Source organism: Mesorhizobium sp. Root102, from assembly GCF_001425625.1.
Lineage (GTDB): Bacteria > Pseudomonadota > Alphaproteobacteria > Rhizobiales > Rhizobiaceae > Mesorhizobium.
In genome coordinates this window covers 381,379-396,292 of the sequence record NZ_LMCP01000012.1, presented here as the reverse complement: position 1 = coordinate 396,292, position 14,914 = coordinate 381,379, and the positions used below count along the sequence as shown (strand labels likewise).

At 63.3% G+C, this 14,914-nt stretch carries 11 protein-coding genes; 6 read left to right on the top strand and 5 right to left on the bottom strand.

Features of this window, described 5'->3' with window-relative positions:
- Positions 1-70: 70 nt before the first annotated feature.
- From ASD12_RS13080 to leuS, 3 genes are all read right to left on the bottom strand, one after another.
- Complete coding sequence (locus tag ASD12_RS13080) at positions 71-2,758, bottom strand: DNA translocase FtsK (protein WP_056586131.1); 2,688 nt, start codon at positions 2,756-2,758, stop codon at positions 71-73.
- 299 nt (positions 2,759-3,057) lie between these two features.
- On the bottom strand, positions 3,058-3,639 hold the full coding sequence (lptE, locus tag ASD12_RS13075; protein ID WP_056586129.1) for an LPS assembly lipoprotein LptE: 582 nt from the start codon (positions 3,637-3,639) through the stop codon (positions 3,058-3,060).
- A complete protein-coding gene (gene leuS / locus ASD12_RS13070) occupies positions 3,626-6,265 on the bottom strand; it encodes a leucine--tRNA ligase (protein ID WP_056586125.1) in 2,640 nt (879 codons plus the stop codon). The genes lptE and leuS overlap by 14 nt, the downstream gene beginning before the upstream one ends.
- Positions 6,266-6,420: 155 nt before the next feature.
- Between leuS and ASD12_RS13065 the strand changes: the two genes are divergently transcribed.
- On the top strand, positions 6,421-7,083 hold the full coding sequence (locus ASD12_RS13065; protein WP_056586122.1) for a YggS family pyridoxal phosphate-dependent enzyme: 663 nt from the start codon (positions 6,421-6,423) through the stop codon (positions 7,081-7,083).
- A 110-nt stretch (positions 7,084-7,193) separates the two neighbouring features.
- Entirely contained in the window at positions 7,194-8,243 is a 1,050-nt protein-coding gene (locus tag ASD12_RS13060; RefSeq protein WP_056586119.1) for an aldo/keto reductase, read from the top strand.
- Between the two features lie 45 nt (positions 8,244-8,288).
- Here ASD12_RS13060 and ASD12_RS13055 read toward each other — a convergent pair whose 3' ends face one another.
- Positions 8,289-9,197 carry a LysR substrate-binding domain-containing protein gene (locus ASD12_RS13055; RefSeq protein WP_056586116.1) on the bottom strand — a complete coding sequence of 303 codons (909 nt, stop codon included), beginning with the start codon at positions 9,195-9,197 and terminating at the stop codon, positions 8,289-8,291.
- 119 nt (positions 9,198-9,316) lie between these two features.
- Here ASD12_RS13055 and ASD12_RS13050 point away from each other — a divergent pair, with 119 nt between their 5' ends.
- Together ASD12_RS13050 and ASD12_RS13045 are read left to right on the top strand one after the other, a co-directional pair.
- Positions 9,317-10,498 (top strand): MFS transporter, encoded by a 1,182-nt coding sequence (locus ASD12_RS13050; RefSeq protein WP_056586840.1) that lies wholly within the window; start codon positions 9,317-9,319, stop codon positions 10,496-10,498.
- Between the two features lie 50 nt (positions 10,499-10,548).
- Positions 10,549-11,583 carry an aldo/keto reductase gene (locus tag ASD12_RS13045; RefSeq protein WP_056586114.1) on the top strand — a complete coding sequence of 345 codons (1,035 nt, stop codon included), beginning with the start codon at positions 10,549-10,551 and terminating at the stop codon, positions 11,581-11,583.
- Between the two features lie 37 nt (positions 11,584-11,620).
- Here the strand turns inward: ASD12_RS13045 and ASD12_RS13040 are convergent, their stop codons facing one another.
- Entirely contained in the window at positions 11,621-11,893 is a 273-nt protein-coding gene (locus ASD12_RS13040; protein WP_056586111.1) for an usg protein, read from the bottom strand.
- A 316-nt stretch (positions 11,894-12,209) separates the two neighbouring features.
- Between ASD12_RS13040 and acs the strand changes: the two genes are divergently transcribed.
- Together acs and ASD12_RS13030 are read left to right on the top strand one after the other, a co-directional pair.
- On the top strand, positions 12,210-14,165 hold the full coding sequence (gene acs, locus ASD12_RS13035) for an acetate--CoA ligase (RefSeq protein ID WP_056586108.1): 1,956 nt from the start codon (positions 12,210-12,212) through the stop codon (positions 14,163-14,165).
- Complete coding sequence (locus ASD12_RS13030; protein WP_056586106.1) at positions 14,165-14,914, top strand: MOSC domain-containing protein; 750 nt, start codon at positions 14,165-14,167, stop codon at positions 14,912-14,914. Before acs ends, ASD12_RS13030 begins: the two co-directional genes overlap by 1 nt.

Sequence of the window (14,914 nt, the reverse complement as noted above, 5' to 3'; positions counted from 1 at the left end):
CAAAAAGGCCGGGCAACCGGCCTTTTTTAATGCGCTTTAGACGAAGCCACCCCGCCAAGGGGCCTACCGGTCAATCCGCGCTGTCTTGGTCAGGCGCGGTCGCCTGCTGACGCCGGCCCATGATGATTTCGCGTTTGCCGACATGGTTGGGGGCGCCGACCAATCCTTCCTTTTCCATGCGCTCGACGAGGGATGCGGCGCGGTTGTAGCCGATGCCGAGGCGGCGCTGGATGTAGGACGTCGAACACTTCTTGTCGCGCACCACCACCTTGACCGCCTCATCGTAGATGGCATCGCTGTCTTCGGCTGCAACGGATCCTTTGTCGAAGACCGCGCCCTGGTCGTCTTCGATTTCTTCCTCATCCTCGTCGGCCGTAATGGTTTCCAGATATTCGGGGCGGCCCTGCGCCTTCAGATGCGCGACGACATGCTCGACCTCCGCGTCGGAAACAAAGGGACCATGAACGCGGGAAATGCGCCCGCCACCCATCATGTGCAACATGTCGCCCTGGCCAAGCAGTTGTTCGGCGCCCTGCTCGCCCAGGATGGTGCGGCTGTCGATCTTAGATGTCACCTGGAAGGAAATCCGGGTCGGGAAATTGGCCTTGATCGTGCCCGTGATGACATCGACCGAGGGGCGCTGCGTTGCCATGATCAGGTGAATGCCGGCAGCGCGCGCCATCTGCGCCAGACGCTGGATCGCGCCTTCGATCTCCTTGCCGGCAACCATCATCAGGTCGGCCATCTCGTCGACGATGACGACGATGTAGGGCATCGGCGCAAGGTCGATTTCCTGCTGTTCGAAAAGCGGCTCTCCGGTGCCCTTTTCAAAGCCGGTCTGTACGGTCATGACGACGGTTTCGCCCTTGTCGCGGGCAGCGGCGGCGCGCTCGTTGTAGCCATCTATGTTGCGCACACCGAGCCGCGCCATCTTGCGATAACGGTCCTCCATTTCGCGCACCGCCCATTTGAGCGCGGTGACGGCTTTCTTGGGGTCCGTGACGACGGGCGTCAGAAGATGCGGGATGCCGTCATAGACCGAGAGTTCAAGCATCTTGGGATCGACCATGATCAGCCGGCATTCTTCCGGCTTCAGCCGGTAGAGCAACGACAGGATCATGGTGTTGATGGCAACCGACTTGCCGGAGCCGGTGGTTCCGGCGACGAGCAAATGAGGCATCTTTGCCAGCTCGGCGATGACAGGCTCGCCCCCGATCGTCTTGCCGAGACAAAGCGCCAGCTTGCAGTTGGTCTTGCGGAAGCCCTCCGATTCGATCAGCTCCCGGAAATAGACGGTTTCGCGCGTCTCGTTCGGAAGCTCGATACCGATGACATTGCGGCCAGGCACGACGGCGACGCGCGCCGAAATCGCCGACATGGAGCGGGCGATATCATCGGCAAGCCCGATGACACGGGAGGATTTGACGCCCGGCGCCGGCTCGAATTCATAGAGCGTGACGACCGGGCCGGGGCGAACATGAATGATCTCGCCGCGCACACCGAAATCCTCGAGCACGCTTTCCAACAGATCGGCGTTCTGCTCGAGCCGCTCCTGCGACATGTAGAAGCCTTGTCCCTCCGGTGGCTGCTGCAACAGGTCTTCCGGGGGAAGCTCGTAGAGATCGCCCGACGTTGATGGCACAGTCTTGCCGGTCCGAGGCAGGCGTGAAGAAGGTCGCGCGGCCGCAACCCTGACGGTGGCGTCTACATTTGCCAGGGCGGGAGCGGCATCGCGCGCCGCAGCGGGTATTGCAGCGGGCTGGGCCTGCGGTGACGCGTTGCTCGCTGGTACTTCAGGCTGAGCGAGAGCCTCGTTCGAATTAGCCGGCAAAACGTCTGGCAACGGTTTCGAGGCCTGGCCCGGAAGGCACTCGATGACACGAAACAGTGAGGTGGCATCGGTCACTGTTGGCGAGCGGATGTCGGCCCGCGCAACGGCGACAGGCACTGCCGCGACCGGTGCAGGTGAGGCTGGGCTGGTCTGACGGGCCTGGGACGAAACATCGACCAGATAGGGCGCCATGGCCTCGAAGAAGGCGTGATCAGAAAGATAGGGCCAGCGCAGCTTTTCGGGAGTGGCTGGTTTGATCGAGGCGCCCGGAGCGGCAACCGCGCGCGTGGACGCTCGTCCCGTTGCGATCGTCATTGGCGCAACGACTGGCGCCTTCTCTCTGGCGCGCCCCGGGGGAACGAAAGCCGCAGCGGGCGGTGACGGCCTTTGTGTTGGGACTCCGCGGCCGGCCAGCGGCTGGGAGGCAGGGCTTTTCACCGACGCCGGCAATGCCAGGAGCGAGGGTACGCCGACCACGGATTGCGCGGTTGCTTGCTGCGTTGGGAGCGCGTCTGCGTCGCCTTGCTCGACGACGCGCTCGTGCTGCGGACGATTCTTCTTGGCCTCATAGTCTGGTGTGCGGGTAAACCGCACGTTGGGCGCGAGGAAGAAATATTCTTGCCAGGCAGGACTTTCAATATCGCCGATTTTCGAAGGCGCGTTGCTCGCCGCCGAGCTACCCCTCGGCTCCATATAGGGTCGCTTGTTGCCGCCGAGATCGACAACCGGCCCGGAATAGCCGGCCTGGTGCGTCCCGGGCTGCCGGCCATCCAGTCTCTTGTGCGCCGGGCGATCAAGAGTGCCTGTCGGGGTCGAAGAAATTCGCTGACCGCCCTTGTCGTTGATGCCGTCGAAACGCTTCCCCTCGGGATCATCGGGCGATGCTGCCTTCAACAAATTGACCCGGGAAAAACGCCTGGCTTCCATTCTCAAGACTCACTCTGCAATGTCTGCCGAGCAATAGGGAGCGAGTGGTTAACAGTTGCTTCCCGGATGGATCGCCGACGATCATTGGGCAGCAAAATCGGCGTGACAGCCTCTGCGAGCGACGCGGCCGGATCGTCATCTCACAGCCCACCCGCCGGTGGCGCGCTCGCTGTGCTGGGGACTGATGGCGTATCTTCGCGGCGATGCCGGACGATCTCGATTCGGGAATCTGATCGTGGTCTCACGATCATCCCATAAGGCTTGGGGCCCAGGCCGTTTCCGTGAAACGATGAGCCGTGCTAGCCAGCCGTCTTGCTGTGCCTGACCAGATCCTGGGCAATGGACAGTTGCAGCGCCTCCGCCAATTCGCGCGCGGCGCGATTCTCGGCGTCGATCTGCGCCCGGTATGCGGCGAATTCCTGACGCGGCCTGTCGAACGACGAGGTGATTGAACGCTTGCCGGATGCGATCACCACACCGGCCTTCGCATCGGTCAGCGTATAGGTGCCGGTCAGCGTCACGGAACCGGCGGTCGGCTCGTCCTGGTCAGTCCCCACCTGCACAAGTGCCGAGGACTCGACGGCTTCGGTCACGCCCAGAGTGAGCGAATAGGCCGGTGAGGCCGGCTCGCCGGCGCCTCGTCCAAACCCAAAAATCAAATTGTTGCGCACCTGCTGGCCGGAACGCGAGCCGACCGGCTTGACGGCGATCGACGCCAGTTCGGCACTGGCGCTGGCCTGCGAACCCGACAGCGGCGCACTCGAATAGAGCGGCCGCACCGTACAGGCGGAGACAAGCGCGAGCGAGCCGACCAGGCCGGCAAGCGCGATGCGGCGCAGCAAACGGCTCAACTCTGTCTTTTCCGGCTCAGGCAACGACATTGACGATCCTCTGCGGCACGATGATCACCTTGCGCGGAGCCTTGCCTTCGAGTGCTTTCTGCACGAAGTCGAGAGCCAATACCGCTTTTTCGACCGCACCTTGGTCCGCGTCGCGGGCAATTGTCAAATCCCCCCGCTTCTTGCCGTTGACCTGTACCGGATAGGTGACTTCGTTGTCGACGACCAGCGCCGGATCGAAGACCGGCCACGGCCGTTCGGCGACCAGATCGGTGCCGCCGAGCGTTTCCCAGCACTCCTCGGCCAGATGCGGCATGACCGGCGCGATCAGATGCACGAGAACCTCCACCGCCTGCCGGCAGGCGCCTTTCAGCGCTGCATCGGCCTTGCCTTCGGCCACCTCGTTGAGCGGCGTGGTCAGCGCGTTGGCCAGTTCGTACATGCGGGCAATGGCGCGGTTGAAAGCGAGCTTCTCGATATCCTCACCGACCGCCTTCAGGATCTTGTGCGCGGCCTTGGAAACCACCGCGGCCTCGCCACTGCCAGCCGCCGCGGGCTTGATGCCGGCCAGCGTCTCGGCCGCCGTCGACACCAGGCGCCAGATGCGCTGGATGAAGCGATGCGCGCCGGCGGCACCATCGTCGGTCCATTCGACATCGCGCTCGGGCGGCGAATCCGACAGCATGAACCAGCGCGCCGTATCGGCGCCGTAGCCATCGGTGATGTCTTCCGGACTCACCGTGTTCTTCTTCGATTTCGACATTTTTTCGAGCGGGCCAATGGTGACGGCCTCACCGGTGGCGATGTCGATGGCGCTGCGCTTGCCGTCGATATCCTCCAGCCGCACCTCGGTGGGCGCCAACCAGCGGCCGTTCGATGCCGAGCCGACGCGATAGGTTTCGTGCACCACCATGCCTTGCGTGAACAGGCCCTTGAACGGCTCGGCCAGATCGACATGGCCGGTCTCACGCATGGCGCGGGTGAAGAAGCGCGAATAGAGCAGGTGCAGGATCGCGTGCTCGATGCCGCCAATATACTGGTCGACCGGCAGCCATTCATTCGCCGCCTTGGGATCGGTCGGTTCATGCGCCCACGGTGCCGTGAAGCGGGCAAAATACCAGGACGAATCGACGAACGTGTCCATCGTGTCGGTTTCGCGCCGCGCGTCCCTGCCGCATCGCGGGCATTTCACATGCCGCCATGTCGAATGCCGGTCGAGCGGATTGCCCGGCCGGTCGAAATCGACATCGTCGGGCAGCTTGACCGGCAGGTCGGCCTTCGGCACCGGCACCACGCCGCAATCCTCGCAATGGATCATTGGGATCGGGCAGCCCCAGTAGCGCTGGCGCGAAATACCCCAGTCGCGCAGGCGGAAATTCACCTTGCGCTCGGCCATCGGCCGGTTGCCGATGGTCTTCTGCTCCAGCAGTTTCGCCACCTCGCCGAAAGCCTGATCCGGCTTCATGCCGTCGAGGAAGCGCGAATTGATCATCACGCCGTCGTCGACATAGGCCTCATCGATGATCTGGAACGTCGCCGGATTCTCGCCTTCCGGCATCACCACCGGAATCACCGGCAGGCCGTATTTGTTGGCGAAGTCGAGGTCGCGCTGGTCACCGGATGGGCAGCCGAAGATGGCGCCGGTGCCGTATTCCATCAAAACAAAATTGGCGACATAGACAGGCAGCGTCCATGAGTCGTCAAACGGATGGACGACGCGGATGCCGGTGTCAAAGCCCTTCTTCTCAGCCGTCTCCAGCGCCGCCACCGAGGTGCCCATATGACGGACTTCCTCGATGAACTTCGCCAGCGCCGGATTGCTCTCGGCGGCTTTTTTGGCCAACGGATGATCGGCGGCGACAGCCATGAAGGAAGCGCCGAAAATGGTGTCGGGCCTTGTCGTATAGACTTCCAGTTCATGCTCGCCGTTGCCAATTTTGCCAGCGTCTGGAACAGCCAGAGGCCAGCGGATCAGCAGGCCTTCCGAGCGGCCGATCCAGTTCTGCTGCATCAGCTTCACTTTTTCCGGCCATTCGTCGAGGCCGTCGAGCGAATCCAGCAGGTCCTGTGCAAAGTCGGTGATCTTGAAGAACCACTGCGTCAGTTCGCGCTGTTCGACCAGCGCACCCGAGCGCCAGCCGCGCCCGTCGATGACCTGCTCGTTGGCGAGCACGGTCATGTCCTCCGGATCCCAGTTGACCTTGGAGGATTTGCGGGTCACCAGCCCCTTCTCGACGAAATCGAGGAACAGCATCTGCTGGCGGTGATAATAGTCGACGTCGCAGGTGGCGAATTCGCGCGCCCAGTCCAGCGACAGACCCATGACCTTGAGCTGCTCGCGCATGGTGGCGATGTTCTGATAGGTCCATTCCTTGGGGTGGACCTTGTTCTGCATCGCCGCGTTTTCGGCCGGCATGCCGAAGGCATCCCAGCCCATCGGGTGCAACACGTTGAAACCCTTGGCCCGCTTGTAGCGCGCCACCACGTCGCCCATCGTGTAGTTGCGGGTGTGGCCGATATGGATGCGCCCCGACGGATAGGGGAACATCTCCAGCACGTAGTATTTCGGGCGCGGATCGTCATTGTGCGCTTCGAACAGCTTCTTGGCGTCCCAAGCCTTCTGCCATTTGGGCTCTGACGCGCGCGGATTGTATCGTTCGGTTGCCATGGGACGTTTTTCACTTAAAAGCATGCGCGAACCGCGGGCGAGAGCTCGGCAGTTCAGGGAATGTGGTCCGGGTGTTCACCATGGTTTGGCAAACCCGTCAACCATATGGGTATCGCGTCTGACAAAAACGCCGGACAAAACAGCAGGATTTGCATATGGGCGATGTCGTTCAGCAGTTTTTCGCGGTCAAGGCGAAGATCGCCGCAGCGGAGCAGGAGGCCGGGCGGGATGCTGGCGCGGTGACGCTGGTCGCGGTTTCCAAGACCTTTGACGCCGCCGAGATAAGCCCCGTCATCGAGGCCGGCCAGCGCATTTTTGGCGAGAATCGCGTGCAGGAAGCGCAAGGCAAATGGCCTGATCTGAAGGACGCATTTCCGGATATCGAACTTCATCTGATCGGCCCGCTGCAATCCAACAAGGCCAGGGAAGCGGTAGCGCTGTTCGACGTCATCGAAACGGTCGATCGCGAGAAGATCGCCGCCGAACTCGCCAAGGAGATCGCCAGGCAGGGCCGCGCACCAAGACTCTACGTCCAGGTCAACACCGGTTCCGAACCGCAGAAAGCCGGCATCGAGCCCCGCGAGGCGGTGGCTTTCGTCGCCCGCTGCCGCGATGTGCATGGCCTCGCCATCGAAGGCCTGATGTGCATCCCGCCGGCCGACGAGAACCCCGGCCCCCACTTCGCCCTGCTGGAAAAGCTTGGGCATGAGGCCGGCGTCGCCAAACTGTCGATGGGCATGTCCGGCGACTACGAGACGGCGATCGCCTTCGGCGCCACCAGCGTCCGGGTTGGGTCGGCGATCTTCGGCAGTCGCTGAGAGGCAACGGCCTTTAGGCCAACTCGGCGGGCTCTTTGCTCCAGGACTAGAAACGAAACGTACCGTTCCTATTTGCTTTGTGCCATCACAAACTCTCTGGAGCCTCCACCATGCGTTACAACCAGCTTGGAAATACGGGGATGTTCGTCTCCGAACTCTGCCTCGGCACCATGACCTTCGGCGCCGCCGGCCAGAATGCCCAATGGGGCCTGATCGCCAGCCTCGACCAGAAGGGCGTCAACGAGATCGTTGCCCATTCGCTCGCCGCCGGCGTCAACTTCTTCGACACGGCTGACGTCTACTCCTTTGGCGAATCTGAGCGCCTGCTCGGCCAGTCGCTCAGGGATCTCGACGTCAACAGGCAGAACGTGGTCATCGCCACCAAGGCGCATGGCGCCATGGGCGAAGGCCCCAACCAGCGCGGCTCGTCACGCGGCCACATCATGGACTCGGTCGACGCCAGCTTGGAGCGGCTGCAACTCGACCATATCGATCTCTATCAGCTGCACGGCACCGACGCGGTGACGCCGATCGACGAGACGCTGCGGGCGCTGGACGATCTGGTTGCCAGCGGCAAGGTCCGCTATGTCGGCGTCTCCAACTGGGCTGCATGGCGCATCGCCAAGGCGCTCGGCATCGCCGAGCGCAAGGGCTTTGCCCGATTCGAGACCGTGCAATCCTACTATTCGATCGCCGGCCGCGACCTCGAGCGCGAAATCGTGCCTTTGCTTAACGAGGAGAAGCTCGGCCTGATGGTGTGGTCGCCGATGGCCGGCGGCTTGCTGTCCGGCAAATATGGCCCCGGCGCTCCGGGTAATGGCGAAGGCCGTCGCGCCAGCTTCAACTTCCCACCGGTCAATGAGGATCGCGCCTGGGCGGCCGTTGCCGTCATGCGCGAAATCGCCAAAAAGCATGATGTGAGCGTCGCCACGGTGGCGCTCGGCTATGTCCTGGCCAAGCCCTTCGTGATGAGCGTCATCATCGGCGCCAGCCGCATGGAGCAGCTGGAGCAGAACCTTGCCGCGACCCAGCTGAAGCTCGACACCGACGATCTGGTTCGTCTGGACGAGGTCAGCGCCCTGCCGTCCGAATATCCCGGCTGGATGCTGGAGCGTCAGGCAGCGGGCCGACGCCCGGCGCCGTTCACGCCGAAAGCATAAACACAGCCCACACTGACATCTCGGGAATCCGTGACTCCCGAGATGTCAGGTCAGTCGTACACTCTCCCCCAGAAAATCAAGAAAGGCGCGCACCCGCGCCGGCAGATGCCGGCCCTGGCCGACATAGACGGCGTGGGTGGGCTCCTCGTCGCCGGGATTGAATGCCTCCAGCAGCGACACCAGCCGGCCGGTGGCGATATCGGACGCAACATGCCAACGGGCCAGCCGGGCGATGCCCGCGCCCGCCAGCGCCATCAGCCGCATCGCCTCGCCATCGCTGACCAGAGTGTTGCCGGTGATCGGAACCATGATGGGGTTGCCGGCCGCGTCGACGAACGGCCAGCCATCGACATGCCGAACAAAACCGAAGCCCATCCGGTTGTGCCTGTCGAGATTGGCTGGCGTCAGCGGTATGCCGTGCGTCTCGAGGTAAGAAGGTGCCGCAACGACCACCACCGGGCTTTGCCCGAGCTTGCGCGCCACCAGCCGTGACTCACTCAGCGGGCCGGCACGGATGGCGACATCGGCGCGTTCCGCCATCAGGTCGATGACGCTGTCGGTCAGCACCAGATCGACCGAAATTTCCGGGTAGCGTTCGAGGAAGCCCGGCAGAAGCGGGATCAGCCGGTGCACCCCGAAGGGCACGTAGGTGTTGACGCGCAGCCGCCCGCGCGGTGCCGCGCCCGCCGCTGCCTCCTGCTCGGCCGCCGCCATGTCGGCGAGGATGCGCAGGCTGCTCTCGTAGAACGCCGTGCCTTCCGGGGTCAGTTGCAGCTTTCGCGTCGAACGGCTGACCAGCCGCGTGCCAAGCCTGGCCTCCAGCCGCGCGATCAGCTTGCTCACCGCCGACGGCGTCATCCGCAACGCGCGTGCGGCGGAGGAAAAACTGCCTTCCTCGACGACGCGCACGAACACTTCGATCTCGCCGGAGCGATTGATGTCGGGTCTGGCCATTTGTGAATCTATTTCACAGAAAATGTGCCCAAGGCAAGTCTGGTTCACAATGCATGGCCGCACGATCTTTTGGGTCGGGGCGCGGGACGGCGCTCTTCGACATCGAAGTGGAAACCGCCATGCCTCTTGCTCTCTACGCGCTTGCCGCCGGTGCCTTCGGCATTGGCGTCACCGAATTTGTCATCATGGGTCTGCTGCTCGATGTCAGCAAGGATCTCGGCGTTTCGATCTCGGCCGCCGGCCAGCTCATTTCGGGCTATGCGCTCGGCGTCGTCATCGGCGCCCCCTTGCTGACCATCGCCACCGGCAACTGGCCACGCAAGACCGTGCTTCTGGCGCTGATGGCGATCTTCACGCTTGGCAATCTCGCCTGTGCGCTGGCGCCCGACTACTGGACGCTGATGGGCGCCCGCATCATCACCGCTTTTGCCCACGGCACCTTCTTCGGCGTCGGCTCTGTCGTCGCCACCGGGCTGGTCGCACCCAACAAGAAGGCCTCGGCGATCGCGCTGATGTTCACCGGCCTGACCATCGCCAACATCCTCGGCGTGCCCTTCGGCACCTGGCTCGGCCAAGCTTTCGGCTGGCGGACGACCTTCTGGGTGGTGACCGCGGTCGGCCTGGCGGCCTTCGCCGTCATCCTGGCTCTGGTACCACGCAGCCAGACGGCGCCCGAAAAGAGCGACCTGCGCGCCGATCTCGCCGTTCTGCGCCGCATGCCCGTCCTGCTTGGTCTTGCCACCACCGTGCTCGGCTACGCCGGTGTCTTCGCCGTCTTCACCTACATCGCTCCGGTGTTGACGCGGATCAGCGGCTTCCAGGAAGCGGCCGTGTCGCCGATCCTGCTCGTCTTCGGCGGCGGTCTCATCGCCGGCAATCTCGCCGGCGGCAAGGTCGCCGACCGCTGGCTGGTGCCGGCCGTGCTGGGCAGTCTCGTGGTGCTCGCACTGGTGCTCGCAACCATGACCTTCGCCATCCACAGCCAGGTGATGGCCGTCATCTATGTCGGCCTGCTCGGCGCCGCCGCCTTCGCCACCGTGGCGCCGCTGCAGATGTGGGTGCTGGACAAGGCGCAAGGTGCGGGCCAGAGCCTCGCCTCGTCCTTCAACATCGCCGCTTTCAATCTCGGCAATGCGGCAGGCGCCTGGCTTGGCGGCGCGGTCATTGCCCATGGGCTTGGTCTGGGTTCACTCACCTGGGTCGCCGCCCTGCTGCCGCTCGCGGCACTCGGTGTGGCGGGACTGGCGCTGCGTCTCGATCGCACCGCCGCGCTCGGCGCGCCTGCCTCCGTCCGGTCGTAGCCGTCCTCGGCAAAACCGCTTTCAACACCCACACAACCAGGAGTAAAAAGATGGACTATCGACGTCTCGGCGCATCGGGCCTGAAAGTGCCCGCACTCTCATTCGGCGCGGGAACCTTTGGCGGTTCCGGCCCGCTGTTCGGCGCCTGGGGCAACAGCGACGCCAGGGAAGCGCGGCGGCTGATCGATATCTGCCTGGAGGCCGGCGTCAATTTGTTCGACACCGCCGACGTCTATTCGAACGGGGCTTCGGAACAGGTGCTTGGCGAAGCGATAAAAGGCCGCCGCGGCGCCGTGCTGATCTCGACCAAGACCTCGCTGCCGATGGGCGACGGCCCGGCCGATTACGGCTCGTCGCGTTCGCGGCTGATCAGGTCGGTCGACGCCGCGTTGAAGCGTCTCGGCACCGATTATATCGACCTTTTGCAGCTGCATGCCTTCGATGCCGGCACACCGATCGAGGAGGTTCTGTCGACGCTGGACGAGCTCGTGCGCGCCGGCAAGCTGCGCTATGTCGGCATCTCCAACTTCTCCGGCTGGCAAGTGATGAAGTCGTTGGCGCAAGCCGACAGCCAAGGCTATCCGCGCTATGTCGCCCATCAGGTCTATTATTCGCTGGTCGGCCGCGACTATGAGTGGGAGCTGATGCCGCTCGGCCTCGACCAGGGCGTCGGCGCGCTGGTGTGGAGCCCGCTCGGCTGGGGCCGCCTGACTGGCAAGATCCGCCGTGGCCAGCCCTTGCCGGAAAAGAGCCGGCTGCACGACACAGCTGATTTCGGGCCGCCGGTCGAGGACGAGCATCTCTACCGGGTCATGGATGCCCTCGACGCGGTGGCTGAGGAAACCGGCAAGACCGTGCCGCAGATCGCGATCAACTGGCTGCTGCAGCGCCCGACCGTGTCGTCGGTCATCATCGGCGCCCGCAACGAGGAACAGCTACGGCAGAATCTCGGCGCCGTCGGCTGGACGTTGACGCCGGAGCAGATCAGGACACTCGATGCGGCAAGCGAAGTCACCGCGCCCTACCCGTATTTCCCGTACTGGCGGCAGGAAGGTTTCGCCCGGCTCAACCCGCCGGCGGTCTGAAACTTGCAATCGAACTGAACGGCGGCCTTGCCGCCGTTCAATGAACCACGAACTCGCCGTCGACCTTGCGCCATTCATTCGGCGCGATCAGCTTATGGTGCGTGTAGCTGATCGAATGCAGCGGCCCGTCCAGCTTGGCCTTCCAGAACTCGATGAACTTGATCAGCACCGGAAATTGCGGCGCCAGATCATAGTCCTGCCAGATGAAGCTCTGCAGGAGATGCGGGTGATCGGGGAAATGATAAAGAATCTTGGCCGTGGTCAAGCCATAGCCTTTGAGCATCAGGTCCATTTCGGAATGGTCGCGCATGGCAGTCCCCTCGGGCGGTCCCTGGTTGAGTCTCCTTTCCTCCCAACGTCAGAGTGTGCGCGCCGTTGCTTAACTGTCTATTGATTTTTCCTGATCGAAAACAGGTTTTCCGCGCGAAAACATGCAGTTAGCAGCAAGCTTGTCCGAGTGCTGACAGCCCCGGAGAAACCACCTGCGGCATCCCGCCGCGCGAATCCAACGTCTAATATTGCGATGACAGACGAACTGGTAATAATGCCGCCGAATTCGCGGCAGCCTAGTCGCGATCCCCGCCGGCGTTTCAAGCCGGCGGATTGGTTCGGGAGGAAAGTCAGAAATGTCCGAGGTTCATGTCCATCGCGTCCAGCCGGCGTGGAAGAAAAACGCGCTGATCGACAATGACACCTACCTGAAATGGTATGCCGACAGCGTCAAGAACCCGGACAAGTTCTGGGGCAAGCACGGCAAGCGCATCGACTGGTTCAAGCCCTTCAGCAAGGTCAAGAACACCTCCTTCGACGGCAAGGTCTCGATCAAATGGTTTGAGGACGGGCTGACCAACGTCTCGGTCAACTGCATCGACCGGCACCTGAAGAAACGCGGCAACCAGACCGCCATCATCTGGGAAGGCGACAATCCCTACGACGACAAGAAGATCACCTACAACGAGCTTTACGAGCATGTCTGCCGGCTCGCAAATGTGATGAAGAAGCACGGCGTCAAGAAGGGTGATCGAGTCACCATCTACATGCCGATGATCCCGGAAGCCGCCTGTGCGATGCTGGCCTGCACCCGCATCGGCGCCATCCACTCGATCGTCTTCGGCGGCTTTTCGCCGGATGCGCTGGCCGGCCGCATCGTCGATTGCGAATCGACCTTCGTCATCACTGCCGACGAAGGCCTGCGCGGCGGCAAGGCCATTCCGCTTAAGGAAAACACCGACAAGGCGATCGACATCGCCGCCAAGAATTTCGTCATGGTCAAGAACGTCGTCGTCGTGCGCCGCACCGGCGGCAAGGTCGGCTGGGCGCCGGGACGCGACGTCTGGTATCACGACGAAGTCGCGACGGTGAAGGCCGAATGCAAGCCGGAGAAGATGAAAGCCGAGGATCCGCTGTTCATCCTCTACACCTCCGGCTCGACCGGCAAGCCGAAGGGTGTGCTGCACACCACCGCCGGCTACCTTGTCTACGTCTCGATGACGCACCAATATGTCTTCGACTACCATGACGGTGACATCTACTGGTGCACCGCCGATGTCGGCTGGGTGACCGGCCACAGCTACATCATCTACGGCCCGCTCGCCAACGGCGCCACCACGCTGATGTTCGAAGGCGTGCCGAACTATCCGTCGCAGTCGCGCTTCTGGGACGTCATCGACAAGCACAAGGTCAACATCTTCTACACCGCGCCGACGGCTCTGCGCGCGCTGATGGGCGCTGGCGATGCGCATGTCACCAAGACATCGCGCAGATCGCTGCGCGTGCTGGGTTCGGTGGGCGAGCCGATCAACCCGGAAGCCTGGGAGTGGTATTTCAACATCGTCGGCAACGGCAAGGTGCCGATCGTCGACACCTGGTGGCAGACCGAGACCGGCGGCATCCTGATCACGCCGCTGCCGGGTGCCACCGACCTCAAGCCAGGTTCGGCGACGCGGCCCTTCTTCGGCGTCAAGCCGCAGCTGGTCGACGGCGAGGGGAAGGTGCTGGAGGGGGCGGCCGACGGCAATCTGTGCATCACCGATTCCTGGCCCGGCCAGATGCGCACCGTCTACGGCGATCACGAGCGCTTCATCCAGACCTATTTTTCCACCTACAAGGGCAAGTACTTCACCGGCGATGGCTGCCGCCGTGACGCCGACGGCTATTACTGGATCACCGGCCGCGTCGACGATGTCATCAACGTCTCCGGCCATCGCATGGGCACGGCCGAAGTCGAATCCGCACTGGTCAGCCACGACAAGATTTCCGAAGCCGCCGTCGTCGGCTACCCGCACGACATCAAGGGCCAGGGCATCTACTGCTACGTCACGCTGATGGCCGGCGAGCAGCCCGGCGAGGAATTGCGCAAGGAGCTGATCGCTCATGTCCGCAAGGAGATCGGCGCCATCGCTTCGCCCGACAAGATCCAGTTCGCGCCTAGCCTGCCGAAGACGCGCTCGGGCAAGATCATGCGCCGAATTCTGCGCAAGATCGCCGAGGACGACTTTTCAGCCCTCGGCGACACCTCGACACTGGCCGACCCGGCCGTCGTCGAAGACCTGATCGCCAACCGGCAGAACAAGAAGGCTTGATGCAAACCGGGACTGCACTGGGTTCCGTCACCGAGCTTTGGCGCTATCCGGCGAGCTCGCTCGCCGGCGAACGGCTCGATGCGATCCTTGTCGGTTCGGAAAGCATCGACGGCGACCGCCTGTTCGGTCTGGTCGATGCCACCGACAACGAGATCGCACGACCGGACCGCGAGGCGAAATGGCACAAGGTGCCGCGCATCCGCACCCGGCTGTCGCCGGCCCGCGAACTCGAGATCGCCGTTCCGGGCGGCGGCTGGCTGGCTGCGCCGGGGATCGAGAGCGACCGCGCGGTGTCGGCCTATCTTGGCTTCGAGGCCTCGATCCGGCCGTTTCGCTGGGAGAATGCCGCGCCTGACTATTCCGGCCCGCTGACGGCGGAGCGTTATCGCAAGGCGCCGATCCATCTGTTGACCACGGCGTCGCTGGCACGCCTGAAGGCATTGCATCCGGAAGGCACCCCCGATCCGCGCCGTTTTCGCCCCAACATCGTCGTCGACATGGCGGCAATCGAAGGGGCGTTTCCCGAGACGGAATGGATCGGCCGCAAGCTGGCGATCGGCGACCTGTTGCTGACCATCTCGGAACCCTGCCGCCGCTGCGGTTTCACCATCATCGCCCAGGATGGCTTCGAAAACGATCCGGCGATCCTGCGCAATCTGGTTCGCCACAACGCGCACAATCTCGGCGTCTATTGCACGGTGGATCGACCGGCCAGCATCGAGGTCGGCGACACGATACGCTTCCTGTAA